22 protein-coding genes, 5 tRNA genes and 1 rRNA gene are annotated in these 25,481 nt (G+C 53.1%); 19 read left to right on the top strand and 9 right to left on the bottom strand.

Going from position 1 to position 25,481, the window contains the following annotated elements:
• Positions 1-4: 4 nt before the first annotated feature.
• From rrf to B6S08_RS15830, 3 genes are all read left to right on the top strand, one after another.
• Positions 5-119, top strand: a 5S ribosomal RNA gene (gene rrf / locus B6S08_RS15840).
• A gap of 34 nt (positions 120-153) precedes the next feature.
• Positions 154-230 (top strand) — tRNA-Asp (locus B6S08_RS15835).
• Positions 231-566: 336 nt separating this feature from the next.
• Positions 567-1,677 (top strand): IS3 family transposase gene (locus tag B6S08_RS15830; protein WP_245849881.1). Its coding sequence is split into 2 segments (ribosomal slippage): positions 567-820 and positions 819-1,677, totalling 1,113 coding nucleotides; the frame shifts between segments, so codons are not numbered across the junction.
• 58 nt (positions 1,678-1,735) lie between these two features.
• Here the strand turns inward: B6S08_RS15830 and B6S08_RS15825 are convergent.
• The 3 genes from B6S08_RS15825 to B6S08_RS15815 are packed head-to-tail and all read right to left on the bottom strand — an operon-like array spanning position 1,736 to position 5,048.
• Entirely contained in the window at positions 1,736-2,266 is a 531-nt protein-coding gene (locus tag B6S08_RS15825; protein ID WP_094201776.1) for a TadE family protein, read from the bottom strand.
• On the bottom strand, positions 2,266-4,545 hold the full coding sequence (locus B6S08_RS15820; RefSeq protein ID WP_094201775.1) for a pilus assembly protein TadG-related protein: 2,280 nt from the start codon (positions 4,543-4,545) through the stop codon (positions 2,266-2,268). The genes B6S08_RS15825 and B6S08_RS15820 overlap by 1 nt, the downstream gene beginning before the upstream one ends.
• A gap of 20 nt (positions 4,546-4,565) precedes the next feature.
• On the bottom strand, positions 4,566-5,048 hold the full coding sequence (locus B6S08_RS15815) for a TadE/TadG family type IV pilus assembly protein (RefSeq protein WP_094201774.1): 483 nt from the start codon (positions 5,046-5,048) through the stop codon (positions 4,566-4,568).
• 619 nt (positions 5,049-5,667) lie between these two features.
• On the opposite strand from B6S08_RS15815, the gene B6S08_RS15810 reads away from it, so the two are divergent.
• Together B6S08_RS15810 and B6S08_RS15805 are read left to right on the top strand one after the other, a co-directional pair.
• The gene (locus B6S08_RS15810) at positions 5,668-6,573 is read left to right on the top strand and encodes a hypothetical protein (protein WP_141202211.1); all 906 of its coding nucleotides are present in this window, start codon (positions 5,668-5,670) and stop codon (positions 6,571-6,573) included.
• Between the two features lie 393 nt (positions 6,574-6,966).
• Complete coding sequence (locus B6S08_RS15805; protein WP_169716420.1) at positions 6,967-8,493, top strand: ShlB/FhaC/HecB family hemolysin secretion/activation protein; 1,527 nt, start codon at positions 6,967-6,969, stop codon at positions 8,491-8,493.
• A gap of 71 nt (positions 8,494-8,564) precedes the next feature.
• Here the strand turns inward: B6S08_RS15805 and B6S08_RS15800 are convergent, their stop codons facing one another.
• Positions 8,565-8,786: a Flp family type IVb pilin gene (locus tag B6S08_RS15800; protein ID WP_245849880.1), complete on the bottom strand. Its 222-nt coding sequence runs from the start codon at positions 8,784-8,786 to the stop codon at positions 8,565-8,567.
• A 385-nt stretch (positions 8,787-9,171) separates the two neighbouring features.
• Between B6S08_RS15800 and cpaB the strand changes: the two genes are divergently transcribed.
• From cpaB to B6S08_RS15760, 8 genes are read left to right on the top strand one after another with little or no spacing between them, the layout of a single operon-like run.
• Complete coding sequence (gene cpaB / locus B6S08_RS15795; protein WP_094201771.1) at positions 9,172-10,113, top strand: Flp pilus assembly protein CpaB; 942 nt, start codon at positions 9,172-9,174, stop codon at positions 10,111-10,113.
• A gap of 16 nt (positions 10,114-10,129) precedes the next feature.
• Positions 10,130-11,368 (top strand): type II and III secretion system protein family protein, encoded by a 1,239-nt coding sequence (locus B6S08_RS15790; protein WP_094201770.1) that lies wholly within the window; start codon positions 10,130-10,132, stop codon positions 11,366-11,368.
• A 9-nt stretch (positions 11,369-11,377) separates the two neighbouring features.
• Positions 11,378-12,550 (top strand): CpaE/TadZ family protein, encoded by a 1,173-nt coding sequence (locus tag B6S08_RS15785; protein ID WP_094201769.1) that lies wholly within the window; start codon positions 11,378-11,380, stop codon positions 12,548-12,550.
• Entirely contained in the window at positions 12,547-13,794 is a 1,248-nt protein-coding gene (locus tag B6S08_RS15780) for a TadA family conjugal transfer-associated ATPase (protein ID WP_094201768.1), read from the top strand. The genes B6S08_RS15785 and B6S08_RS15780 overlap by 4 nt, the downstream gene beginning before the upstream one ends.
• Positions 13,795-13,821: 27 nt before the next feature.
• Positions 13,822-14,694 (top strand): type II secretion system F family protein, encoded by an 873-nt coding sequence (locus B6S08_RS15775; RefSeq protein WP_169716419.1) that lies wholly within the window; start codon positions 13,822-13,824, stop codon positions 14,692-14,694.
• Between the two features lies 1 nt (position 14,695).
• On the top strand, positions 14,696-15,580 hold the full coding sequence (locus tag B6S08_RS15770; protein WP_094201766.1) for a type II secretion system F family protein: 885 nt from the start codon (positions 14,696-14,698) through the stop codon (positions 15,578-15,580).
• Positions 15,577-16,518 carry a tetratricopeptide repeat protein gene (locus B6S08_RS15765; RefSeq protein ID WP_094201765.1) on the top strand — a complete coding sequence of 314 codons (942 nt, stop codon included), beginning with the start codon at positions 15,577-15,579 and terminating at the stop codon, positions 16,516-16,518. Before B6S08_RS15770 ends, B6S08_RS15765 begins: the two co-directional genes overlap by 4 nt.
• Positions 16,519-16,563: 45 nt before the next feature.
• Positions 16,564-16,848, top strand: coding sequence for a DUF3613 domain-containing protein (locus tag B6S08_RS15760; protein ID WP_206063778.1), 285 nt, complete (start codon positions 16,564-16,566; stop codon positions 16,846-16,848).
• A 4-nt stretch (positions 16,849-16,852) separates the two neighbouring features.
• On the opposite strand, the gene B6S08_RS15755 is transcribed toward B6S08_RS15760, so the two are convergent.
• The 3 genes from B6S08_RS15755 to B6S08_RS15745 form a co-directional block, all read right to left on the bottom strand.
• Positions 16,853-17,593: a response regulator transcription factor gene (locus B6S08_RS15755; protein WP_094201764.1), complete on the bottom strand. Its 741-nt coding sequence runs from the start codon at positions 17,591-17,593 to the stop codon at positions 16,853-16,855.
• 118 nt (positions 17,594-17,711) lie between these two features.
• Positions 17,712-20,357, bottom strand: a complete 2,646-nt coding sequence (locus B6S08_RS15750) for a PAS domain-containing sensor histidine kinase (RefSeq protein ID WP_094201763.1) — start codon at positions 20,355-20,357, stop codon at positions 17,712-17,714.
• A gap of 4 nt (positions 20,358-20,361) precedes the next feature.
• On the bottom strand, positions 20,362-20,832 hold the full coding sequence (locus tag B6S08_RS15745) for a prepilin peptidase (RefSeq protein ID WP_094201762.1): 471 nt from the start codon (positions 20,830-20,832) through the stop codon (positions 20,362-20,364).
• A gap of 666 nt (positions 20,833-21,498) precedes the next feature.
• Between B6S08_RS15745 and B6S08_RS15740 the strand changes: the two genes are divergently transcribed.
• Positions 21,499-22,188, top strand: coding sequence for a pirin family protein (locus B6S08_RS15740; RefSeq protein WP_094201761.1), 690 nt, complete (start codon positions 21,499-21,501; stop codon positions 22,186-22,188).
• Positions 22,189-22,279: 91 nt separating this feature from the next.
• Here the strand turns inward: B6S08_RS15740 and B6S08_RS15735 are convergent, their stop codons facing one another.
• Positions 22,280-22,567 carry a hypothetical protein gene (locus B6S08_RS15735; RefSeq protein WP_094201760.1) on the bottom strand — a complete coding sequence of 96 codons (288 nt, stop codon included), beginning with the start codon at positions 22,565-22,567 and terminating at the stop codon, positions 22,280-22,282.
• Positions 22,568-22,724: 157 nt separating this feature from the next.
• Complete coding sequence (locus tag B6S08_RS15730; protein ID WP_094201759.1) at positions 22,725-23,273, bottom strand: LysM-like peptidoglycan-binding domain-containing protein; 549 nt, start codon at positions 23,271-23,273, stop codon at positions 22,725-22,727.
• Between the two features lie 189 nt (positions 23,274-23,462).
• Here B6S08_RS15730 and gltX point away from each other — a divergent pair, with 189 nt between their 5' ends.
• The 5 genes from gltX to B6S08_RS15705 all read left to right on the top strand — a co-directional run bounded on the left by gltX (position 23,463) and on the right by B6S08_RS15705 (position 25,480).
• Complete coding sequence (gene gltX / locus B6S08_RS15725) at positions 23,463-24,875, top strand: glutamate--tRNA ligase (protein ID WP_094201758.1); 1,413 nt, start codon at positions 23,463-23,465, stop codon at positions 24,873-24,875.
• Between the two features lie 216 nt (positions 24,876-25,091).
• Positions 25,092-25,167, top strand: a tRNA-Ala gene (locus B6S08_RS15720).
• Positions 25,168-25,195: 28 nt separating this feature from the next.
• Positions 25,196-25,271 (top strand) — tRNA-Ala (locus B6S08_RS15715).
• Between the two features lie 38 nt (positions 25,272-25,309).
• Positions 25,310-25,385, top strand: a tRNA-Ala gene (locus B6S08_RS15710).
• Between the two features lie 19 nt (positions 25,386-25,404).
• Positions 25,405-25,480 (top strand) — tRNA-Ala (locus B6S08_RS15705).
• Position 25,481: the final 1 nt, after the last annotated feature.

Here is a 25,481-nt window from a genome sequence, read left to right as displayed (position 1 = left end):
TATGCCTGGCGGCCATAGCGTTGTGGAACCACCTGACTCCATGCCGAACTCAGTAGTGAAACGCACCCGCGCCGATGATAGTGTGGCAGCTGCCATGTGAAAGTAGGTCACTGCCAGGCACCCAATTTAGTCTCGAACTATACAGCTTAATGCGGAGCGGTAGTTCAGTTGGTTAGAATACCGGCCTGTCACGCCGGGGGTCGCGGGTTCGAGTCCCGTCCGCTCCGCCATTACTCAAAACCCCAGCCAATCGGCTGGGGTTTTTTCGTATTGGCTGTGTCGGACTTGCTGGATGATGTCGGTGCTGCGCACCTTCGCCTTCAAACGCGGTGCGTTTGCCACTCCGCCATCATTAAAAGCCCTGAGCTCACGCTCAGGGCTTTTTTCATTTCTGTCCCAGAAAAATCACTCATTTTCACGCTGTCAAATCCCACTTCGTGACCAAATATCGGCTCTCAACAGAGATCATTACCGGCAGACTTCGTCAGCTAGTGTAACCATCCCCTAAAATCGGTGCATGCATCATTAGAGTTCTTCGGCCTACAATGAGGCAAACGGAGAACAACATGAAAAAATCACGCTATAGCGAGTCGCAGATCGTCAAGATCCTGAAAGAGGTCGAAGGCGGTCGTCTGGTCAAGGAAGTGTGTCGGGAATACGGCATCTTCGATGCGACCTACTACAACTGGAAGTCCAAATACGGTGGCATGGAAGCCTCCGATGTGAAACGTCTCAAGGAGCTGGAGGAGGAGAACCGCCGCCTGAAGCAGATGTACGCCGAGCTCAGTCTCGACCACAAGTTGCTGAAGGACGTCATCGAAAAAAGCTGTAAAGCCGGCGGTTCGACGAGAGTTGGTTTATTACCTCAAGCAAGTTCATGGCGTCACGACACGCCGGGCCTGCAGGGTCGCTGGCATTAGTGACTTGGTGTATCGATACCGTCCAGACACGTCTAGAAACACTCCAGTCATCGCTGCCCTTCAGAACGCAGCTGAACGTTATCCCGCCTATGGCTTCAGCAAACTGTTCAAAGTGCTGAGGCGGTGGGGACATGGCTGGAATCACAAGCGGGTGCACCGACTGTACTGTGCACTGAGCCTGAACAAGCGACGTCGAAGTAAAAAGCGGCTTCCAACATGGAACCCCGAACCGTTGAGCGTGCCTTCAACCATCAACCAGTGTTGGTCCGTCGATTTCATGAGCGACAGCCTATTTTGCGGTCGCCGGTTCCGCATCTTTAACGTGGTGGACGATTTTAATCGGGAGGTGCTGGCCATCGAGATCGATCTGAACCTGCCAGCCCCGAGGATCATTCGGGTTCTGGAACGTATTATCGCCTGGCGAGGTTATCCGGCCAAACTGCGCATGGATAACGGCCCTGAATTCATCTCTATGGCGTTGGCAGACTGGGCTGAAGATAACGGAGTTGCCCTGGAATTTATCAAGCCAGGAACACCAACCCAGAATTCCTATATCGAGCGCTTCAATCGAACTTACCGGGACGAGATCCTGAACATGTACGTGTTCAGGAACCTCACCGAAGTTCGGGAGCTGACCGAATCCTGGATGACGGAATACAACGATGAGCGCCCCCACGACTCACTGGAGGATCTGACGCCATGGGAGTATTTGGCGAAACATCAACGGGCGGAAAACTCTAATCTGCGGTGTAACTAAAACAGGGATGTTTACACTAGCCATTTGGATACCCAAAGATCTCGCTATCTTGCCTGCCTTATAGCCGGGTTATCATGGCTCCGCGCAGAATGGTATCGCCATTGTCATTGACCGGCAGGGAGGGAATGCGAAAGCCGGCCAGCTCAATGACCGGAATGATGGCTCGGCGGGACGTTTCTCCATTGGCATTGTAATAACGCTGCAGGCAAACATGTAGCAGCCGTCCTTGCTCAGTGTCGGCTACATGGCCAAAAACAGGATTGCCTTCAAAGGCCGGTAATGGCTGCCAGTTATGCCCGGAATCGGGCGCTTGGCATCCCCCTGTGCGCCAGGCGGCAGGCAGCCAGCTGTTGTTAATGCTGAGTGTCACTTCCCTGCTCAGCAGCTCAGAATAGTTTTTTGCCGCCGGATCCACTTTCAAAATGGCCCGGGCGGCTTCGCTACTGAGCTTGCGAAAGCTGATTTCCAGTAATAGGGGCAGGCTGTAGGCCAGAATGCCGTATACCAGCGTAAAAAACAGTGTGAATAGTACTGCAAACTCTATGGCCACGGAGCCTGTCTGGCGTTTTTTATAGTGATGCCGTTTCATTAGTTCACCAGGCGCGGCGCACCGCAGTTGAGCTCATGCAGATGCAGATTGGAGCGGCCTGGTTCCAGCCCCAGCACATCGGCCAGGACCTCTTCAAGCAATGTACCAATCCCGTTGATAACCGGTTTTAGCAGGCTCAGCACCGGTTTGAGCAGAGCACAAAGAACACCACCATTACTACAGTTGAAGGTGTCTGACTCGGCATCAAGCAGGTTGTCTGCGGCCATGTCGCTAGATATATCTATTCCGCCGGGTTTGTCCTGTAAAAATTTGGTCAGGTTATAGTTAATGCAATTGTTCCAGTCCAGCAGTGCACTTAACAAGCCATGACAAGAACGGTACCCATTGCTTAAGGTGGATATACCCAACAGATCCAGTAAGCTACCGGGTTCAGAGGTATAATTGTAAAATGCCTCGCTGAAAGAGCCATCTTCCCATTGGCTCTGTGGAGCAACTATTAGTCCCAAAAGCCCTGGCACAGGTATACTCTTCTCGATCATCCAGTCTGTTTCCACCATTGGTAATACCAGTTGTTCACCTGTTTCCGGATCCACTTCGTTACTGCCTTCCAGTATCAGCTTGGTCACCCTATTCACATCATAAAAGCCATTGACCTTGGTGGCTTCCAGATATTGCGTTGCCAGCCCGGAAATTAGTTCGCTTTGATGTTTCTCCGAGTGTTCCAGGCTCGCGTCATCCACCAATTGGGGAGGACGAAACACGCCTGCCAACAGGTCCAGCAGGCCAATGATAATATTGTTTACTGTATTACCGAGAGTAAGTGAGTTAGGGGCGGTAGAGTATATTTCCTTTTCGGCCAGCTGATCCGTTACTTCCAAATACGATAGGCCTTCAATATGGGTTTTTCCCGATAGCACCGGAATATGCAGTAGCTTGATGAGTTCGGTGCCCTGCAAATCTGTTTCGCAGCGAGCCGACCCCGACCATTTTTGTGCTTCCGGGATTTTTCCTACGCAGGTATTAAGTACCGCAGAGTTAACTTCAAAGGTGGCGGTTGGTGGGCTGGTGTTACACTGCGCCGATACAAACTCCGCTTGGGCGGTAGTGATGTCAATAGCCACCGGAAGGTGTACCCTTAGCCCCAATATGCTGTCCGTTAACCAGTTTAGAATGCCCGCCGGCAGGTTATTGGTATCAATATCCAAATAAAGGCGAATTTGGGCATTGTAGGCTTGGGTACCTACTGGCCCCACGGCAATGGTGGGAGGCTCCACTATTCCCAGTTGAGCCTGTGTCAGCCCCAGTAGATTAAGCTCGGGGATATCCAGGCCTCGTTCACCGGTGCCGATCAGAATGCCTGTACCCAATAGTTCTCCGAGGTTAATGTCTGCATCCAGAGCCGGCCCCAGAGTCCCGTCAGGGGCTGAACTCAGTGTCAGCAGGCCGGGGTTGTCTTCCGTGCCAAACAGGGCCAGCTCTGCATCCTTTAATACAAGGTTGCTCAAAATCGCCTGCTTAAATGCCTCAAGCTCTGCTTTTAGGACGGAGTCGGAAATAACGGAAACCGAGAGCTCTGTTAACTCGTTGATGCCGAGTAACCCGACTTCGGCGTTGACCAGATCCACCAATCCCTGTGGTGATAGTGCCTTTAGCTCGTAGATGGATGCTTCTATTCCCAGCGTTTTTAGCAGGCCGGCAGGAGTAATACTGGCATTGGCGAGTCCATTGGAGTTCAGCAAAGTTAGGTTATTCACATTCATGCCTACTGCTTTAAGCACTCCGCCCACCAGCTTGCTGTTATCCAGTCGCAATAGCTCTGCCCCTATACTAAAGGTAGTGGTGGGAGCGCCGCCTTCTCGTTCGGCCACGGCGGTGGCTTGCAGTGTGAGGTTGTTGTCGGCAAGGCCCAGTATATTGCCGGCTCGAAACAGCAGGCTGGCGGGCACGGTTTCGGTGGCGATGGCTTCCACGGCAAGCCCCTCAGCATCGGCAACCGGGGTTCTTAGGCCGTTTTGCGTGGCAACCGTCACGCAGCGGGTGCCTATCGACTGGGTATCGTCATGTAAAAAACCGTTGGTGGCGGCATTCTCTTCCGCAAAGGCTTGTATCAGACCGGGAGCATCGGCACAACGACCGCTGTTAACCCTGGCTATACTCTCCAGCGCGGCAGTGTCGGCCAGTTTTTGCAGTTTGCGCTTTTCCATATAAAGACGGCCGGTGTCCAGTACCAGCGTTAAACTGGTCAATGCCAAAAGCAGGGTGCCTGCCGCCAATATGCTGAAGGCACCGCGTTGCCTGCACAGGGTTGATATTGACATGAAAATCCTCGTTCAGTGGATTATCGAATGCGAATGCTGGCTTCACCTCTGATTTCGTCGGGCAATTGCGGTATTTTCCAGCCCAGCAGTGAAATGGATGGCATAATGGACGCTGGCTGACGATGGCGAATGCAAGCACTCCACTGGCTGCCATCTCCGGAAATTTTCAAGAGCTGTTCATTGTAACTTTCACAACGGTGAGCCCACTGGGGCGGGAGCCAGGATGTGGCAATGACCTCCTGTGCCTTCTTTTCTGCTTCCATGGCCACTCCTGCAACATCGGGATCTTCCGCGCCGGCACGATACCGGTAAATATCTGACGAGCTCACCGCCTGCCGAAGCGCCTCGGCCGACAGTTGTTGGTAAGCTGCGCCCAGCATCAGTGGGATGGTATAGCTGACCATTCCATAAAAAAGTGTGAAAAACAGCACAAAAATAATGGCAAATTCAATGCTGGCTACCCCTTTTTGCGACTGGGGTGCGGGCCGGTTATTTATGAGCATTGAGCCTTCTCCGCGAATTTCTCAGTTTTTCAGTATATTAACGGCAGTGTCCTGGTGCCAAGTTATTTGCCTTTTATTTCCAGCTCTGATGGCGCCAGTCATGCTACCTTTCTATTTTTTTCATGCTTTATTATGTTCATGGTGCTGTCCTGTGTGCTCACTTTGGCTGTGTGCAGGGCCTTATGTTGCTGTTAAACCAAATGACTAATACCAATTCGAATATTGTTCTTGATGCTTCTTTCACCTTAAATAAGCCTGCGTAGTTTGATGTGTAATGACCGATAAAAACACGCATTCTTCGGGGCAGGGGAGTTTTATTATGAAGGATCTAAAAACAGGTTTGAGTGGTGGTAAGTGTGCACCTTTGGTATTGGCACTGCTGCTTGCACTGACCACTGCAACCGGGTGTGCGGGTAACTCAAGCACCGAATTGTCCAATACTAATAACGAGGCCAATTCCACTCCGCCTGGCGGGGATGGGGATGGGGATGGTTCTGGCGGTGATGGGGATGGAGATGGCTCCGGCGGTGACGACGATGGCACCGGGGTTGTCAGCAGCACCCAGAGATTGCTCGACAATAGTGCCGAAAATAGTGTCCTGGAGCCGGCGGCCACGCTTGTGGATAACCTAGCAAATGGCAAGTCCGGTGTATTGTCGCCGGTGACCGGCGTGGTAGAAGATCTGACCAGTAAAGACGGGTTACTCGCGCCGGTCGGGGGCGTGGTCAATGGCCTGACTGGTACGGATGGCACTTTGTCTCCCGTGGTGTCGCTGGTCAATGATACCCTGACGGCAGGCACCGTCGGCACCGGCAGTGTGACCGATGTACAGGGAACGGTAACCCGCTTGACCAGCGACTCGGCACTAGCTCCGGTGCACGAGCTGACCGGCAATATTTTGGGGCCGGATCATGGTCTGCTTATGCCCTTGACCACCACGGTAGAGGGCCTGACCGGCAGTACCGGTGCCTTGACGCCGGTGGGGGGGGTGACCGGAAGTTTGCTGGGAGAGCAGGGGGCATTAACGCCGGTAGCACTTATCGTAAATGATATTCTGGGTTCTGGCCTGGTGGGCGGCGATAATGGCGGCCTGCTCGGCAATGTGACCGGCACCGTGGGTGGCCTGACCGGCGGCGTGCTGGATGGCGGTGGTGCTGGCCTGGTGGGCGGCGATAATGGCGGCCTGCTTGGTAATGTGACCGGCACCGTGGGTGGCCTGACCGGCGGCGTGCTGGACGGCGGTGGTGCTGGCCTGGTGGGCGGCGATAATGGCGGCCTGCTTGGTAATGTGACCGGCACCGTGGGTGGCCTGACCGGCGGCGTGCTGGATGGCGGTGGCCTGGTGGGCGGCGATAATGGCGGCCTGCTCGGTAATGTGACCGGCACCGTGGATGGCCTGACCGGTGGTCTATTGAAGGGAGATGCGGGCGGTACCCTGCTCGGCGATGATACCAGTGGCCTGCTAGGTGCCGTCACTGGTACTGTGGGCGGCCTGACAGGTGGCTTGTTGGGAAGCAGTCAATAATCGCACCCGGGCTTCCTCACCGAGTCAGACGCATACACAAAATACAGGCACGAGTAGACTCGGCCTGTATTTTGTTTTGTTCGATAAAATTGAAAATTAATGGATTCAGTGGTTTACACTTTATTCCTGCTTGAAATGATACGGCAGCGATCCAATAATAAGCGCATTTTCACATTGAAGTGACCTGGTATTCTAGGAGCCAATCTGATGGGCGTTTATTTTCGTTTCGTGGTACCCGTCGCAGGGATGCTGCCGTTGTTGTCGGTGATGGCCGAAACTCCGGAGCTTCTTAATAGTAATAATGTGGACAACACTGTGCCGGTGCAACACCGGTTGGAACAGCAGTATGCCCCCGCAAGGGCCGAAACTTCCTTGCCCGCCCAAGGGACGAGCATGTCTTTTCCCGCCGAGACCAGAATTGCACTCAATAATGTGCTGATTGAAGGCGGGACCGTTTATCCCTTTGAAGAAATTGCCGCGCCATTCTCTGCCTTGATCGGTAAAGAGGTTTCCCTGCAGCAGCTGGCCGCCATTACGGAACGTATTACCCAGCGTTATAAAGACGATGGATATGCACTTTCCTATGCTTTTATTCCCGCCCAGAACCTGAGCTTTGGTCAGGTGCGTATTGTGCTGGTGGAAGGCTATGTCGCCCATCATGAGTCGCGGGGGGAGGCCGGCAGTGCCGCCGAGCGGATCCGCCGTTTTGCCGCCCACATTGTGGGGGAGCGGCCCCTGCGCAAGGAAACCTTTGAGCGTTATACCGCCCTAATGGCGAGCATTCCGGGCCTGAATGTCAAGGCGACGGTGCCGGCCCCCACCACCACTGATGGCGCCGTCACGCTGCTCACAGAAGCCACCCGTAAGGGTGTAGCCTTCAATTCGGCGCTGGAGCTCAATGAGCAGGACGATCCCAAGCTGCTGCTATCGGTTGATTTCAATTCCCATACCACGGCGGGAGAGCAGCTCAAGTTGACCACCACGGTGCCCGAGGGAGATGACAGGGAGCGTTATGCAAGGGTGGACTACAGCCAGTTTGCCGGAGACCAGGGCACCCGGTTGATCGCCATGGCGTCGGCCTACCGTAGTGAAAAGGAAGAGCCCGTCAACCTTGACGCTAATGGCGCGATTCGTGCCCGGGAAGAGCGCCGCAATGACCGCCTGTCGCTGGGGGTCTCACATCCATTCAGGCTGTCCAATTCAGAATCCCTGACTGCAACCGCCCGGTTATATGGCGTTGACGACGAACGCCATTATCGCGTGAATACGCCGGATTTACTGGCCGGGGAAAGTGCCAGGATCACCAGCAGAATCAGGGCCCTGGCCCTGGAAGGGGAGTGGAGGCTGGCTGAACAGGATCAACTGCGCATTCTGAGTGGTGGACTCTATCAGGGCCTCGATCTGTTGGGAGCGAGAAGCGATATCGCGCCCTTGAATGGTGCCAGCATCGAGTACAAGGACATTGATTTTCTGCGTATGCGGCTTGCCGGTGTACAGAGTAATCTTTTTGCCGACCGCTGGCACAGCGTAGTGTCGGGGGCGTTTTACTGGTCGGCGGATGAGCTGCCCGCGAGTGAGCGGGTGGCCTTTGGCGGGCGCAGCTTTGGACGCGGTTACCCTTCCGATCAGGCCGAAGGAGATAAGGGGTGGGGCTTGGCCTATGAACTGGGCTATCGTTTCTACCCTGACTATTCCTGGTTGAGTTTAATCCAGCCCTACGGCGCGGTGGACGCGGCAAGGCTTGCTTACAATGGTAATGAAGAGGACTCGAGTCTCGGCTCTTATGCCCTGGGCATTCGGTTTGGGGGGCAACGCTACTATAGCCTGAGCCTGGAAGCCGCAAAGCCTTTTGGCGACCGGGCGGCAGATAGCCTGAGTCGGGATCCGCGTTTTCGGCTGAATGTGAGTTACAGCCTGTAGTCTGTATTGCGGCTAATAAAAAGCCCTCCGGCTAGAAGGGCTTTGGGATTTAAATTTAAACAGGTTTTTAGTTATGGGTCTGGGGTTGGGCTCGCTGTTTCAAGATCTTCCGCGATGCCCTCAAAGAATATTTTTAGCTTTTCGCCGATATCATCAACCGAGGTAATAATCCCCACCGCAATCAGGCCGGCAATAATGCCGTACTCAATGGCGGAGGCCCCGTCTTCCCGGCGGAGAAACTCCCTGATGGTTAACTGAACCTGGATGAAACTCTTCAACATGATATTCGCCATTTCTCGCGCCCTTCCTTTTAATTGTTTTTTAGTCAAGATAAAGCACAGCTTAAAAATGCCGAATCATTACGATACCCTGTGTTTTTCTTGCTTGAGCATTGACCTGTACATCATTAGTGATCGAACCTGGTAACACCCGGTGACCCGATTGAGTTTTAGTGGGCAAACTCAGCCTGAGGGAGTACCGGGTACGACTGGATATCGGCTCGACTTGAAAGAGTTATAGTCGAACAGTCGGCTCGGCGCGAGTGCTCCACAGCACAATTTTTAACTAAATGTGGCCTCAATAAGGTCCTTTGGTGCCATACTCTGGAAGCCTCCACCTCGCAGTGTGGGGGGAAATATGGCTACAGACGACAATGCATAAAAGCAACGGAGAGTGCGAATGAACAGTCGACTGACCCTGGTGCTGGCCGGGGTACTGCTTACCGGGGCCGTGGTGGCGGGGGTTCAGGGAATCAGGCTAAGCCAGCAACAACAGCTAGTGGAGCCGCCGTCCGCTTCCCCCTCGCCAATACCGGTTGAGGCCGGATCGCCGCCCGACGCCCTGATGTCATTGAAAGAACGGGAGCCGCGCAGCCCGGTGGTGGTCTTGGCCCGTGCATTGGCTCCATTTGAAAAGATAACAGCGGATCACCTGGCCGTTGAACAACTGCGCATCGCCCCTCCGGCGTCCTTTTCTTCCGTCGATGAGGTGGTTGGTCGTCATGTTTGGCAAGAGCTGCCGGCCGGTGCCGTGCTCACCCAGTCGGTGTTCCGGGCGGGAGGCCCACTAGCCAGCCTGATTGGCGACAAGGAACGCGCCGTTGCCATTGCGGTGGACGAGGTGAGCGGCGGAGGCGGGTTTATTCAACCCGGCGACTATGTGGATGTGCTGCTTTACCTGCGTCAGACCGAGAGACAGGGCGATAAGACAGCTCAGGTCGTGATCCCGGCGCTGCGGGTGCTGGGTTACGGCGAGGAACTGTCGGTCGGCGCCAATGGTGAGCCCGTTCGCTATCAAACCGAGCGGGAAGATGGCCGCGCCTCCGGCCGGAGACGGCCGGTTCAGACGGCGGTGCTGGCGGTGCCTGCGCCCCTGATTACGCGGTTTATGTTGGCTTCAGAAGTCGGCACCCTGCGTCTGGCGGTGCGCAGTGCCGAAGAAAAGCGGCTGGCCGACTATTTCGCCAATGGCCTCAGGGAGTCCGAATGGCAGAACATTGAACACCAGCTGTTTCGTTTTGAACAGCTGGCCCTGAAGCGCACCCCAAGCCGGGCCGGTACTCGACGCGTGTCCGCCATTCCGGTTTATCGCGGAGCCGATGTCTCTCGTCAGTCGCCTTAATGGAAAGGGCAGAGTTATGAAGAACAAGTTTAAAACATGGGTGGCTGTCCCTTTTGCTGTTCTGGCCGGGCTGTTGTTGCTTTCCCCGGCTTATGGCCGAACCGGAAGCTGCGCTGCCCTGAACAAGCTGACTGACACCATGGAAATCAATCAGGGCATGCAGGAAGAACTGCGCCTGGCGGTGCCGATCACGAGATTGGCGGTGGGAGATCCGCAGGTTGCCGATGTCAAACTGACCAGCCGTAACAGCTTGCTGCTGACCGGTGTGGGTGGGGGGGCGACCAGCCTTAATATTTGGACATCCTGTGCGGCAGCGCCCATGCACAGCATGGTTTTTGTAAAGGGCAGTGCCGCCCGGGCGCTGTCCGAGCGGTCGGCAGCACAGGCGGGCGTGCCCAGTCAGGTGCAAACCGATATACGTTTTGTGGAAGTCAACCGCACCAAGCTGAAAGACGTCGGCGTGTCGCTGTTTGGTAAGCGCGGCAGCTTTTTGTTGGGTGCTCCCGGCAACACCATTGGCAGTGTGGGGCTTGGCGGTGTTTTGCCTGCCAACAGTGGCACACCCGTTCCGCTGCAGGGGAATGGCTTTAACATTGCCTGGGGCGGCGGCACCAAGGAGGTGTTGGGGGTGCTCAATGCGCTGGAAAACAGTAATTTTGCCTATACCCTGGCAACTCCCAGCCTGGTGTCGCTCAACGGCCAGAGCGCCAGTTTTCTGGCCGGCGGCGAATTTCCTGTGCCGGTGCCCACAACAGACGGTAGTTCAATATCCATCGAGTATAAGGAATTTGGTGTCAGGCTCAGCCTTACCCCAACGGTGGTGGATGAGTCCCGCATTCTCTTGAAGGTGGCCCCTGAAGTTAGCGAGCTGAACTTTAATACCGGTGTTTCCATTGCCGGAACCACGGTGCCATCGCTGAATGTAAGACGCACCGACACCAGTGTGGCCCTGGCCAGTGGTGAAAGTTTTGTGATCAGCGGGCTGATGAGCGCCAGCAATTATGCCGATGTTGACAAGCTGCCGGGTCTGGGAGACATACCGGTGCTGGGCGGGTTCTTCCGCTCTTCCCGTATTGCCCGTGAAGAAAAAGAGCTGTTGATGATCGTCACCCCGCACCTGGTTCAGCCGCTCGCGGTGGGAGCACATTTGCCGGATCTGCCAGGTGAAGCCTTACGGCAATACAACCCTAACGCCTTTGAACTCTTGTTTCTGGAAAACGGCGATTTTGACAGGCAAGCGGGACTATCTTGGTAGGGGAGATGCATGGAGCACACATTTATTGTTTATTCCGCCAACCAGCAGGATGTTGAGTGGTTGCAATCCACCCTGTTGCCCCATCAGGTGTTGTCGGTTGACGACCGCCTGGACGCCATATTGGCATTGAGCGATACCGCTGGGGCCAGCCTGGTGTTTATTGGGCTGGATCAGCAAAACATGACCAGCCAGTGCTCCCTGATCGAAGGCTTGTTGGCGGCCAGGCCACTGTTGACGGTAGTGGGAATGGGCGATGGCATGGACAATCAGCTGGTTATCAACGCCATGCGGGCGGGGGCCCGGGATTTTATTGTTTATGGCATGCGCAACAAAGAGGTATTGGGGCTGGTGCGCCGACTCACCCAGCGTCTCCCCATGGTTCCGCAGCAGCAGAGCACCGATAGTATCAGCCTGATTTACAGCGCACAGCCAGAGCCCGATGCGGCGCTGGTGGCCGTCTATCTTGCCGAAGGACGACAAAAGAAAGGACAGCGGGTGTTACTGATCGATCTTGGCAGGCCGGAAGGCGAATCTCTGAATATGTTGGGTCTTGAGCAGGGCTTTACATTTGGAGATGCCCTGAGAAATCTGAGGCGTCTTGACAGCAGCATGATTGAAAGTGCATTCAGCCAACATCATAGTGGCCTCTGTGTACTGACCCGTGGAGAGGACGATCCGGAATATCACGATGTAGCATCTACCGAGCTCTATTTACTAAAGGGGGCGCTTGGCCAGCATTTTGACCATATCATTATCAACCTGGCCGGTCAGCATGACAGTGAGCAAGTACGCGCCCTGGTGGGGATGTGCCAGCAGGTTTACTGGTATGTTGACCAAAGTGTGTCCTGTTGCAAACGCAACCTGCGGCTGCTTCACCGGTGGCGGGATGCAGGGGTTCGGTTGGAACATATTGCCCTGTTGGTTGATGGCTATATACGCCAAATAGCGCCGGATGCTCACACTTTATCGACCTCCTTCGAACTGCCGCTGGCCGGTACACTCCCGCCCAGCCCTGCTAGCCGTCTCAAGGCGAAGAATAATGGTCAGGGACTTTCCCAACTGTCTTCCGGAGATGCTCTTGGCCGGGCATTGAAATCCCTGCTGGAGCACGAAATAAAACACGGCGGGCGGCGTAAAGAAGGCAAGGGGTGGATCAGAAGAATGGTCGAGGCGATATCATGAAGCATGAATCCCGGTTTGGAGACGGCCACGGGCAGGGAAATATCGTGGCGTTCAAAGGTGCCTTGCACCGCTACATCATTGAGGCCCTTGAAGAACATCCGGACAATCTTCTGGATCGAGGGCGCCATCAGCTCACCCCATTTGTTAACGCCCAGGTGGCGGATTATGCCAGAAGCCGACATATTCCCATTTCCCGTTATGAGCAGGAGCAGCTCAGTGAAGAGTTAGTGGACGAGCTGGTTGGGTTTGGCCCCCTGGAAGTATTGCTCAAGGATCCGGAAGTCACCGAGATTCTGGTGAACGGGCCGAGCCGCTTGTTTATTGAACGTCGTGGAGTGCTGCAACGCAGCGACTTACGCTTTATCGATGATGCTCATCTGGTCAGAGTCATTCAACGCATACTGGCACCGGTAGGACGGCGGCTGGATGAGTCATCACCCATGGTGGACGCTCGCATGCCGGATGGAAGCCGGATAAATGCCGTTATCCCTCCGGTAGCCATCGACGGGCCGGCCCTGTCGGTGCGGAAGTTTCGCCAGGATATGCTGAAAAGCACGGACCTGCTGGCTTCAGGCTCGTTGGATCAGGGCATCCTCTCATTTTTGGAACTGGCCGTGGAGCGGCGTTGCAACATTCTGGTCAGCGGCGGTACCGGTACCGGCAAGACCACCATGTTAAACCTGTTGAGCCAGCATATTTCACCGGCCGAACGGATCGTCACCATTGAGGACACTGCCGAGCTACAGCTGAAACATGAACATGTAGTGCGTCTTGAAACTCGGCCGCCCAATGCCGATGGTTATGGAGAAATAGCGGCGAGAGAACTGGTGCGTAATGCCCTGCGAATGCGGCCAGATCGCATTATTCTGGGGGAGATTCGAGGAGTGGAAGTTTTGGATGTCTTGACGGCCATGAATACCGGTCATGATGGCTCCATGACTACCATTCATGCTAACAATGCCCAGGATGCCTTGTTGCGGCTGGAAAGCCTAGTCGGATTGTCCGGCGTTCAGGTCGCTGAGAAAACGCTGCGCCAGACGGTGTGCTCGGCTATTGATGTGGTCGTTCAGCTGGTGCGGCTAGCGGATGGGCGCCGTTGTGTTAGTGAAATACTGGAAGTTATCTCGTTGCGGGAAAATCAGTATGTTACCCACTCCTTGTTTCGCCTGCAGCATAACGGGATTCACCGTTTTGTGCAGGAGTCGGCCAAACCCTGCGGTGACAAGCTGCAAAACCTGCCCTAATACAGTGAAACCCGAGAGGGCATGATCATGAATGCACCCATACTGTTCGGACTGCTTGCACTGATGTTGTTTCTATTATCCTGGTGGCTGGTCGTGAAAGGCACGCGCAAGCTCAGGTCTGAATCGGTTGCGGGGCGATTGGGCCGGCAGGTTAATGTTCGGCGGACACCGGGCAGAATTGAAAAAATAATGATCAAAAGCGGGTTCGATACGGGCTCTGTCGGCCTGCTCTGGCCTTCAGTAACGTTTGCTGGCTGCCTTTTAGGTGTTTATGCGCTGGCCGGTGGGCTTGGGGCGTTGATGGTGGGGGGGGCATTGCTGCTTGTAGTGCGTGTTTTCCTTGGCGTGCGTTTGCGCAGACGCATTCGCAAAATGGTTATGCAGTTACCCGCCTTTCTTGATCATATTGTGCGTAGTTTGAAGGCTGGCCGCACCTTACCCGATGCATTTGAACTGGCCATATCTGCCGCGCCGAATCCATTAAAGGCCGCATTGGGTAGAAGTCAGCGGTTTATCGAGAGGGGAGTCAGTCTGGAAGAGGCCATGGGGGATATGGCAGCGATTTACAATATCAAGGAATTGCATTTGTTGGCGATGGCGGTCAGGGTCAACCAAAAGTATGGCGGTAATGCGTTAGAAATGCTGGGTAATCTGATTGGAATCATTCACGAGAGAGACAAGGCTGGCCGGCATCTCAAGGCCATGACAGGGGAAACCCGTGTTAGTGCCCTGGTCCTGGGTATATTGCCGGTTTCGCTGGCTGCTTATGTTTTTATTTCCAGCCCCGACTTTTTTATGGAGCTATGGCAGGATCCATCGGGCAAATTTATTCTGCTGATTTCGTTTATGTTTCAGCTGTTGGGCTCCCTGCTACTCTGGCGAATGTTGAGGAGCATCTGATATGAATGCCTTTCTCATCAGCTCCCTGCTCCAGCTGTGCCTTGCCATATTGCTATTTATGCTGTTCCTGGATGAGAGGCGGCAGCGTCGGGCCATCAAGAGGAAGTTGGGGGTGAGCGGTACGCTCGACAGGGAAAAGCTGCTTCATGAATTCGGTCGCAGCCGCCTAAGCAAGCGCAGCCTTCGTCTGGACAGTGAAACGATCAGGTTACTCAATCAGCTCGGGTGGCGTAAAAGTAAACAAAAAGCCCTTTATGTCGCCATTCAGCTTGGACTGCCGATAGTCTTGATGCTGGTGAGTCAGTTGGCGTCATTATTGAGTGCCGCGCCGGGAAGTTCCTGGTTAACCATGCTGTCTTTGGCAGCCATTGGCTATCTCGCACCCAAGAGGTGGTTGGCAAACAGTGCGAAGCGCAGACAGGGCCGGCTCGCTGAAGAGATAGAAATGGCGTTGCCGTTGCTGAGGATCCTGTTTGAGGTGGGGATGACAGTTGAGCAGGCCTTGAGAATACTTTCCATTGAAGGGCGAAGGATATTGCCTGAACTCTCTTGGGAGCTGGAGCAAATGCTCAACAGGGTTGATGCCGGCATGTCGCTTCAGGAGGAATTACAGCGGAGTGCCAACCTGATAGCGGTGGATGAGGTGAGCGACTGCTTTGTGGTGTTGGAGCAATTATCCCGGCAGGGTAGTGGAGCCATGGCATCGTTATTGGCAATGAAAGAGTTGCTGACGGAAAGAAGAGTGACCGCGCTGCAGGAAAAAGTGTCCAAAATGTCGGCAAAAATGTCGATTGTGATGATTTCCTTTTTGTTTCCTGCGCTGATGATAGTGTTGGCAGGGCCTGGTTTTATGGCCATTGTAAGAGCCTTTGGAGAAATGGGATGAAGCAAACCTTAGTGCTGATAGCTACGGCCTGCTTGATGAGTGGCTGTGCTTCGCTACCGGCACAGAATGCACATAGTAATGATAACGATGACTCTCCCTACCTTATCGGAATGGAAAGGCCCACTGCTCCTGCGTGTGAATCCTTGTCACGTGAGCATGAGCTGGCAGTGAGTTATTCGAGGGAAATGGTATCTGCAGGCAAACTGCATGCTGCGCTGGCCAATCTGGAGCGGTTGCCTCCCGAGTTGCCGGCTGCCCGAGCGGGCAAGGCTCAAGTGTTGCGTTTGCTGAAACGTCCCGAGGCTGAAACCCTTTATAGGGACTTGCTTGAAACTTGTCTGGTTGCTGAAGGCTACCATGGCTTGGCACAGATGGCTGTGCAGCAAGGGGACAATCAGGCCGCGCTGCAATATATGAGGCAAGCGATTATATTTGAACCTACCAATGAAGCGATGAGAAATGATCTGGGAGTTATCTATATGAACCTGCGTCATTTGGACGAAGCTCGCTTTGAGTTGCTAACGGCTGCCGAATTGAATGAATCGAACCAACGAGCCTTACTTAATCTGTTGGCGCTGACATTGTATCAGGATAACTTCAATGGTGCGGCCAGGTTGACTTCCCGCTACCAGCTGAGTAGTAAGCAATACCAAAGTGCACTGGCCAAGGCGAAAGCTATGCGCCAGCAGGATCAGAGTTCGGTTGTGGAGGCCGGTATCGATCCTGTCAGTAAACGGAAGGTCGATGTGGCTTCCATAAAACAACAGCCGCCGCCAGCGAAGGGCGTACCAACGTCAGGTGCTATTTACCGCTCGGACTACACCGCACGTAATGATTCGAACATCGCAAAGGAAGGTGTTACGACCGTGAGACGGGTGCAGGGGGTTCAACGTGTGGATACGGTTGCCCAACCTATTGTTCCTATTTCAATCAGGTAGCCGGGGGCCTGATTCCCTGCGGCTTAACAGCATAAGGAGATGGTAATGGTATTGTTCCGTTATTACACGGCGGTGGCACTTTTGGCACTGCCCTCTGTTCTGGCTGCCAATCCGTTGAATAAGGACCGGCAGGGTATCATGGAGCAGCGCCTAGTTAGCCAGACCGAACGATGGTTGCAATTGCAACGGGAAGGAAATGCTGCCTCCACCAATGTGCAAGCTTCGACACCGACCGAGCAGGAACTGGCGAGTCAACGTTGGTTGGATAGTTACAAGCATTCGATTCCTGAGCGTTATGAGCAAGGGAGCGAAGGCAAGATAGGAAATTGAACCGTTATTGGTTCGCCAGTGTGAGTGCGATTTGAGTGCGGTTTTTCATGTTTGTCAGGCGCAAAATTTGAGAAACATAAAGTTTGATTGTGTTTTCGCTTAGCCCCAGTGCGACGGCAATTTGATAGTTGGTCATTCCTTTTCCAATCAGGCGAGCGACGGCTTGCTGTCTCGGTGAGAGCTTTTCCAGTAGTTCACTTGCCTGCTCATTTTCATGAGCTTGATTTTTATCCGGAATTGGATTGTCATTATTATTTAATTGAGATATGTCTTCACGGAGCTCATCCATGCACTTGGAGAGATGATTCAGTTTTGCAGTTATTTGTTCAATTTGCTGAGAACCACTCTCCTGGCTTAATTCGGAATTCAGCTTTTCCACACTGGTTAATAGCTCCTCCATATCCAAAGGCTTGGCATGATAATCTGAAATGCCGCAGCGTAGGGCATTAATGATATCCTCCTTTTCGGACTGGCCGGTGAAAAGAATGGTTTTTAATGGCCGAGCGGAGTGTCTGGACATTTCTAGCAAAGACTTCAGCAGCACCAAGCCATCCTTTCCGGGCATATGAAAATCGCTAAGGACAATGCTGATATCTTTATGCTTCCGATACATGGAGATAGCGGTATCATGCTCATGGCAGCACAAGCACTGGTAGCCATGATCGGCAAAGTACTCGCTCAACTCCTCTGTGATGATAGGTTCATCATCCACGATGAGTATTTTTTTTAGTGAATCTGCTTTCATCTCGCCACCTGGACAAGTTTGTATTGTAACTGTGTGATAATATACTAGTAACCGAGTTTGCTACAACTCCATATGACTCAAGCTCGTCATTAAGTAAAAGCGATAACCTGTTTATCTTCTAACAAGGAAGGTAAATAGTGAATCGAGCGCCGTTTGCAGTGTTTTCAGCTGTTAACTCACCATTCATTCGTTTGATGATTCTGCGGCTGATAGCCAGACCTAACCCGTTGCCTTTACCATGAGGTTTTGTTGTGAAAAATGACTCAAATATTTTCTCTAGATAATAATCTGGGATTCCTCCTCCATTGTCCTCTACTGTAATGAGTAGCGTGTTATCATGATGGGAAAGATCCAGTTTGATCTGTGGTTTAAGTTCATGGGAGTTGGCGTACGCTTCCAATAATGCATCTTTTGCATTGATAATAAGATTGATCAATACCTGTTCAAGTTGATCCTGATGTCCTTTTATTAGGGGAGCTGGTGATGTAGACACGCTTAGAACTATGTTGCATTTGGATAAAGTTGGTCTAGTTAATGAAAGTGCGCCAGCGATAGCGTTTTGAGGTTCGAAGAATGTATCTTCCAGTGCAGAGCGACGGCCAAAAAGTTTAAGCTGGTCGACAATTTTTGTGCTCCTGGTTATTTGCTCTTCAATTCGATTAAGTTTTTTAATTATGTATTCATTGTCGCAGTCGGAGCTGTTGAGTTTTCTCGATAAGTTTTTGAGTGACATTTTCATCACACATAGTGGCTGGTTTATTTCATGCGCCATGGTGGTGGCCATTTCTCCTACGATTGCCATTTTTGCGCTTTGATACATTTCTAAACGGGCATTGTGCACTTCTGTGTTGTCACGGCCAACGGCCTGAACCTCTTGGAGTATTCCGGAGTTGTCAAAAATCCCTCGCTCTGCCCAAACAACCCATAATGGCTCTTGGTTAGGGAATTGGAAGCATATTTCTGCATTAACTATCGGCTTTGATGGAGTGAGTGATTTCAATCTTTTGTTAAAGTTTGAAATTTGATCTTCAGACAGGAAAGGTTTTAAGTTAATGCTGTTACCTTTCAGATTTTCAATCTTCAAGTAAGAAAGAAGCTGTTTGTTGGCAAACGTTAAATCAAGTTCGTAACTGTATCTGCAAATAATGGCTGGTGAGTCCTCAATGAGTATCCGGTACCGCTCTTTACTGATGTTCAGTTCTTCATTCGCAATAACAGCATCTGTTACATCAATGTATAAACCAATAACTTCCTGAGGTTTTCCCCATGAATCTCGTAATAGCTTTGCTTCGTCCAATACCCAGCGGTAACTACCATCAGCCCTTAGTAAGCGGTATTGTGAGCTAGCAATGCCCTTTTTAAGCAGTGTTTTCGTTCTTGTATGGAATGTTTCCTTATCTTCTGGGTGGATGTAGTTAAGTAATGTGTCCTCCTTTATCTTTTCAGCGCTCAAGCCTAGAACGTTACTTATGCTATCACTTAGGAAAATATTGTTAAGTGAACCATCATTATATTCCTGTATATAGATGACGGCTGGCGCGTTGGCGACAAGTGAGGTTATCCTTTCATGTGCCTTACTCGCATTCTGTTCATGCAGGAAGTGTGTATTCACATTGCTCAGGCTGCCCCCAATAAAGCCAGGCTCCAGACAAAGTGAGCTTTCATTATCAAAACAAAAGTCATACCATAAAATTTTATTCCCTGCAGTCTGTAGTCTGATTTTTTGTCTAAAGCTCACTCTTCGGTTGATCGTCTCATTGAAACGGTCTTTGAATTCTTCTCGTTCAGCATGAAAGACCTTGGAAAAGAAGTCGTTTTTGTCATAGCGAGCGGGGAGTTCAAGAATTTTTTCCATTTCCGCGGATAGTCGAAAATGTGCCGTCCCGTGGTTATACTCCCACCAGTAGGTTCCCTGTTGAGCTGCTATGTGAAAAAGGCGACTCTTTTCGCTGTATAACTTGGTTTCACTGAGTCGAGTGGCTACTGCAGAAAGCAGTATTTGAGCAATGTTTTTCCACTCCTTCGCTATGTCTGGAGATGAGGAGTATTCTGTGACTTGCAAGCATACAGATTTCCTGTTCCCCTGATAGTAAGGAATGATAAATGTGATGCCTTTACTTGCTGAAATAAAGTCGGAGAGAATAATGATGTCGTCGTTTAAATTGTTTATCTGTGTGCTGATATCATACAAATGAGAGTGAGTATTTAACTTTTCGTTTTTTGAGGGGGGGATTAAATGATGCCAAAAACCATTATCTTTTTGAACGAGCAATGATACCTGAGTGCAGTGAAATGCTTGTACCATACTGGAAATGGCATTGGCTATACTTTCCATTAAAGAAAGGCGCGAGCTTGCAGATATCTCGCGAGAACATTTGATGACAATGTTTATTAACTTCTCTTTTTTTTCTCTAATTAACTTTTCTTCCTGCTGTTCCGTGATATCCAGCAGGCTCAGTTTCCATATGTCGCACTCCTTATGAATGCTACCTATCAAGTAAATAGGACGGTTGTCATGATCCCTTATGCAAGTTTGAAATGTTTCACCCTCCCATTCGTGAGGATGCATATCAAGCCCTTGCGAAGGTAACAGGTCATTTAAATGTCTATATTCATGAGGTATCCTGGAAGTTAGTGAACCATCCAGTTGCAAAATGGCGCCTTCTTCGCTTAACCTTGCCATTAGGCCTGGGTACGGTGTATTTCTTTTGTTTAGGGTTTTTGGGATGGTGTCTTCTTTTGACTGAAACCATTTTTTTAACATGCGCTTAGTTCGCCAAAGGAAAGGAAAAGAGTGCGCCAGTCAATATGAAAGGCGCATAAGGTGGTGCATTTACATGTTCCGGAGATAACATCGGAAGGTGCTGTTTCATATTTTCTGGAAATCTGTTCCATACCTTGGGTGCGGAATATAACCAGATTATCATCACGACTGTAGCGATGAAAAATAGCCATAATATTTTTGTTGAACCACAAGCGAGAGATAATGTCATCATCATTTTCACATCACCCGAACCCATTTTCCCCATTAGATATCCGGGAAGGGTCAGGGAAAGAGAAAGCAGGGCGGCCGTAATGCCTTCACTAACCGGCTGTCCTGTCAGCGTGGTGCCAAAGTAGAACATCCATATCAAAGCCACTCCCAATCCATAAAGAATCAGCTGGTTTGATATTTTTTTCTCTCTGGCATCCTGCCAAGCGCACAATGTTATCCATGTAATAATTGTAATGTAAGTCATTTTATGTTCATGCTATGTGGTAATAGAGGGAGTGTGACGATTAAGTATAGTTCAAATGACGCGCCTGACTTTGTTACGATAATGTTGATATGTTAGCTGCTCAATTCGAGCCGGAGCAAGTGGGTGAGTGAATGTAGATCACATTTTTTCATGTCAAATGATTGCCGGAATCAGCAAGCCCCCTCTTTCAAATAAACGACCTAGATAGGACGAGTGTTTGTAAGCTGAGAGTCTGGTTTTTAGTGTAAGTTAGAGTAGGGTGGCTTATATCTTTCACATTTCAGTCTCTTTCAAGTACAGAGTGGCTTATTGATATAAGTGAGCCTCGAATTTGCAAGGGGCGGCGTGCCTTAACCGAGTTAACTAACGTCCCATACGCCAACAACAGCCAAGCAATGAGGGAGAAGACCCTTTATCCCTCGACTTCTGAGTCATGGTTGTTCAAAAATATTCAAGGTTGTTGCCAAGTCATTCCGCTATCACTCCTTTTAAGTCCTGAATAAACTGGATCCAAGTTTACATTTAGCCATCATTCAGCGCGTCAATCGTGGTTCTGTTGGTTCAAATTTTATGAATTAATGGCCCTGTTGTCGGGTGGCGCTAACGGCTTCCTTGTACCCTGAACCGGTTGGCTCCGGGTTAAAAGGCCTGATTTTAGGAGATTCCATGATCACTATCAGAAACGCTCATGAACGCGGCCGGGCCAGCTTTGGCTGGCTGAACAGCCGGCATACATTTTCATTTGGTCATTATTACGATCCCGCACACATGGGTTTTTCCCGGCTGCGAGTGATCAATGACGACTCGGTTGCACCGGGAGCCGGCTTCGAGACTCACGGCCACAGAGACATGGAGATCATCAGTTATGTGTTGGAAGGCAGCATTGCCCACAGGGACAGCTCAGGTAACGAAAAGGTGCTGACCACGGGTGAGTTTCAGCTGATGTCTGCCGGCCGAGGCATTCTGCACAGCGAATTCAACCCTTCAACGACTCAACCGCTGAAGTTTCTGCAGATTTGGATAGAGCCCGAGGTGAGCGGTGGTGAGCCAGGCTATCAGCAGAAGGACTTTGGCAATGAGCCCGGCCTCACCCTGGTGGTCAGTCCGGACGGTGCCGAAGGCTCGCTGGTGATCAAGCAAGACGCCCGTCTGTATCAGTTATGGCTGGAACAGGGGCAAGAGAGTAGCCTGGCGCTGACTTCCGGGCGCCGGGCCTGGGTGCAACTGGTAGAAGGAGAGTTGTCCGTCAATGGCGAGCGGTTGGCTCCCGGTGATGGCGCCGCCATCAGTAACGAATCCCGTCTGGACTTTACCGCCCTTCGGCCGGTGCGCGCGCTGATATTTGAGCTGCCCTGAGGCTGCCGCAACTCAATGCCACCCCTTCGACCACAAAAGCCCCGGGCCTGCGCCCGGGGCTTTTGTCTGTTGCTGCGGTGGGCTAGGGCCTTCAGTCCAGCAGGGCCTGGGCAATTTGCTGCCATTCCTCTTTGGTGGAGCAGACCGGGCGTTTCTTGCCGGCGCGGCCGTACCAATAGTCGGCGTTCCACAGCACGCCTTCCACATGATGCAGATAGGCGTGCACCCAGGCCGAAGGCTGGTCGCCGTTGTCACGAATGCACTCGTGGGCTTCCTCCCACTGGCCGTTGGCGTCGAGCCAGAGGGCGGTGAGGGCATCGGACAGGCCGGCAGGTGGTTTGGGCTGATTGAGTGAGGCGTGAAAGGCCTTGAAGTTCATTCGAGTGGCTCCCTGCGGGTGTAACTAAAACTTGATGAAGGTCACAGTTTACCACAGGCATCGCAGAATCAGGATGGCGCCGCGCCGTGCACATAACGCCCTCCCTGCACACCCTTTACCTCAGGGAAGATTCTCATGTGCAACTGATATCGTCGGTTCAGGGCACGCTGACCGCGCTGAACTCCTGACCGAGGCGACGAAAGGCATTCAGCACCAGGCCGTTGTCACGGATTTCCAGGTATTGCAGGCGGCCATCGGCGGCCAGCACCAGGGTGAGCTGCTGGCCGGCCTGCAGCCGGCTCAGAGGCTTATAGGAAGGCTCGGCGCGCACCAGGGCAATCAGCTCCTGGCCTGGCAGCTGCCAGTCCCGGAACAGCGAAGACAGGGTTTCACCGGAGGCCAAAGTATGGTCGATGCGCTTGCCCCCGGTGGGCACGTCAATCACCCGCTTGTCGGCGTCGCTCAGGGGCACCGTCAGGCTGCCGGTCACCGGGCCGGAGGGAGCGGGGGGCGCCGGTTGCCAGCCCAGCAGCAGCAACCAGGCCGGAACCAGCACCAGCAGTGCCAGTCGGTGCCGGCGGGGGAACTGCCCCAGGGCAGCCAGCAACTGGCCCAGCCCTCGGCGGGCTGGAAGGGTAAGCTGATTGATACGAGTGCCGGCCGACACTCGTTGATGGCCTCTGGCTGCACTTTTTCTTCTGGTCATAATCCCCTCCGTCGCGGCCACAAGTGTATCCAGCGCCCACCAACTCCACAAGCGGGTGAGCCTGCCTTTTTGCGGCCGAAGCTGGGCGCGCGACAAGGCGTTTCGCCCGTGCGCCCCGGGTGCTAAAATAGCCACCGATTCACTTCCACGAGGCCTATTTGGCCCCTTCACTCAATCAAGGCAGAAAGAATGACAGTTAAAACTCGGTTCGCCCCCAGTCCTACCGGCTTTCTCCATGTAGGCGGTGCCCGCACGGCGCTGTACTCCTGGCTCTATGCCCGTCACCAGCAGGGCGAATTCGTGCTGCGCATTGAAGACACGGATCTCGAGCGTTCCACCCAGGAGGCCATCGACGCCATTCTGGAAGGCATGAACTGGCTGGGGCTGAGCTGGGATGAGGGTCCTTATTACCAGACCAAGCGCTTCGACCGCTATAACCAGCTGATCGACCAGTTGCTGGAAGAAGGCAAGGCCTACAAGTGTTACTGCTCAAAGGAGCGGCTGGAAGGCCTGCGTGAGCAGCAAATGGCTGCCGGCGAAAAGCCCCGTTACGACGGCACCTGCCGCCATGGCAGCCGGGATCACGCCGACGATGCCCCCCATGTGATCCGTTTCAAGAACCCCACCGAGGGCAGTGTGGTGTTTGATGATCACGTGCGTGGCCGCATCGAGTTTGCCAACGATCAGCTGGACGACCTGATCATTCGCCGCACCGACGGCGCCCCCACCTACAACTTCTGCGTGGTGGTGGACGATTGGGACATGGAAATCACCCATGTGGTACGCGGTGAAGACCACATCAACAATACCCCGCGCCAGATCAACATTTACCAGGCCCTGGGCGCCCCGGTGCCGGAGTTTGCCCATGTGTCGATGATCCTCGGTGACGACGGCGCCAAACTGTCCAAACGCCACGGCGCGGTCAGCGTAATGCAGTACCGGGACGACGGCTACCTGCCCCAGGCCCTGCTTAACTATCTGGTGCGGCTGGGCTGGTCCCACGGTGATCAGGAGATCTTCAGCCTGGACGAGATGATCTCCCTGTTCTCCCTGGATGCCATCAGCAAGTCGGCGTCCGCCTTTAACACCGACAAGCTGCTGTGGCTGAACCAGCACTACATCAAGACCCTGCCCGCCGAGGAAGTGGCCGGCCACCTGGAATGGCACATGCATGACCAGGGCATCGACTTTTCCCGAGGCCCGGCCCTGGCCGAGGTGATCGGCCTGTATGCCGAGCGTTGCAACACCCTGAAGGAACTGGCGGCCCAGAGCCGTTACCTCTATGAAGACTTCAGCGAGTTCGAGGCCGGCGCCGCCAAGAAGCACCTGCGCCCGGTGGCGGCCGAGCCGCTGGCCCTGGCCCGTACTCGGCTGGCGGAGCTGGCCGACTGGCAGCCCGCCGCCATTCACGAAGTGGTGAACGCCGTGGCCGCCGAACTGGAACTCGGCATGGGCAAGGTAGGCATGCCGCTGCGGGTGGCGGTGACCGGCATTGGCCAGTCGCCGGCCATTGACGGCGTGATGGCCCTGCTGGGCAAGGACAAGGTGCTGGCCCGCATCGACATGGCCCTTGCCTTTATTGCCGAGCGCGCCCAGGGCTGATCAGCCCTGCTGAAATGAATAAACGGCGTTGCCAAGGCAACGCCGTTTTTCTATCCAGTCACCTTAGTGTTTCACCGCCAAGTGTTCGCATTATCACCTCATTGTTTAAAAAATGATTGCTTGAACGGTTTTTTTTATTTGGCGGTTGACTCTGAACGGCCCTGTGCCTATTATGCGCATCGCTCGCAGGGACAAGCTTCCTGCAACGACTTGAGCGGGGTTATAGCTCAGCTGGGAGAGCGCTTGCATGGCATGCAAGAGGTCCGCGGTTCGATCCCGCGTAGCTCCACCACTTAAGTCAAGAGCAGTTTCTGCCAAATGGGGTTATAGCTCAGCTGGGAGAGCGCTTGCATGGCATGCAAGAGGTCCGCGGTTCGATCCCGCGTAGCTCCACCAGGCGGCAGAAACTAACACCAGTAAAACAGTATTGTTTTGGGGCTATAGCTCAGCTGGGAGAGCGCTTGCATGGCATGCAAGAGGTCCGCGGTTCGATCCCGCGTAGCTCCACCAAAACAATCTGACCCAATTCGGGGCTATAGCTCAGCTGGGAGAGCGCTTGCATGGCATGCAAGAGGTCCGCGGTTCGATCCCGCGTAGCTCCACCAA

Source organism: Oceanimonas doudoroffii, assembly GCF_002242685.1.
GTDB lineage: Bacteria > Pseudomonadota > Gammaproteobacteria > Enterobacterales > Aeromonadaceae > Oceanimonas > Oceanimonas doudoroffii.
This window is presented reverse-complemented; position numbering and strand designations above follow the sequence as displayed.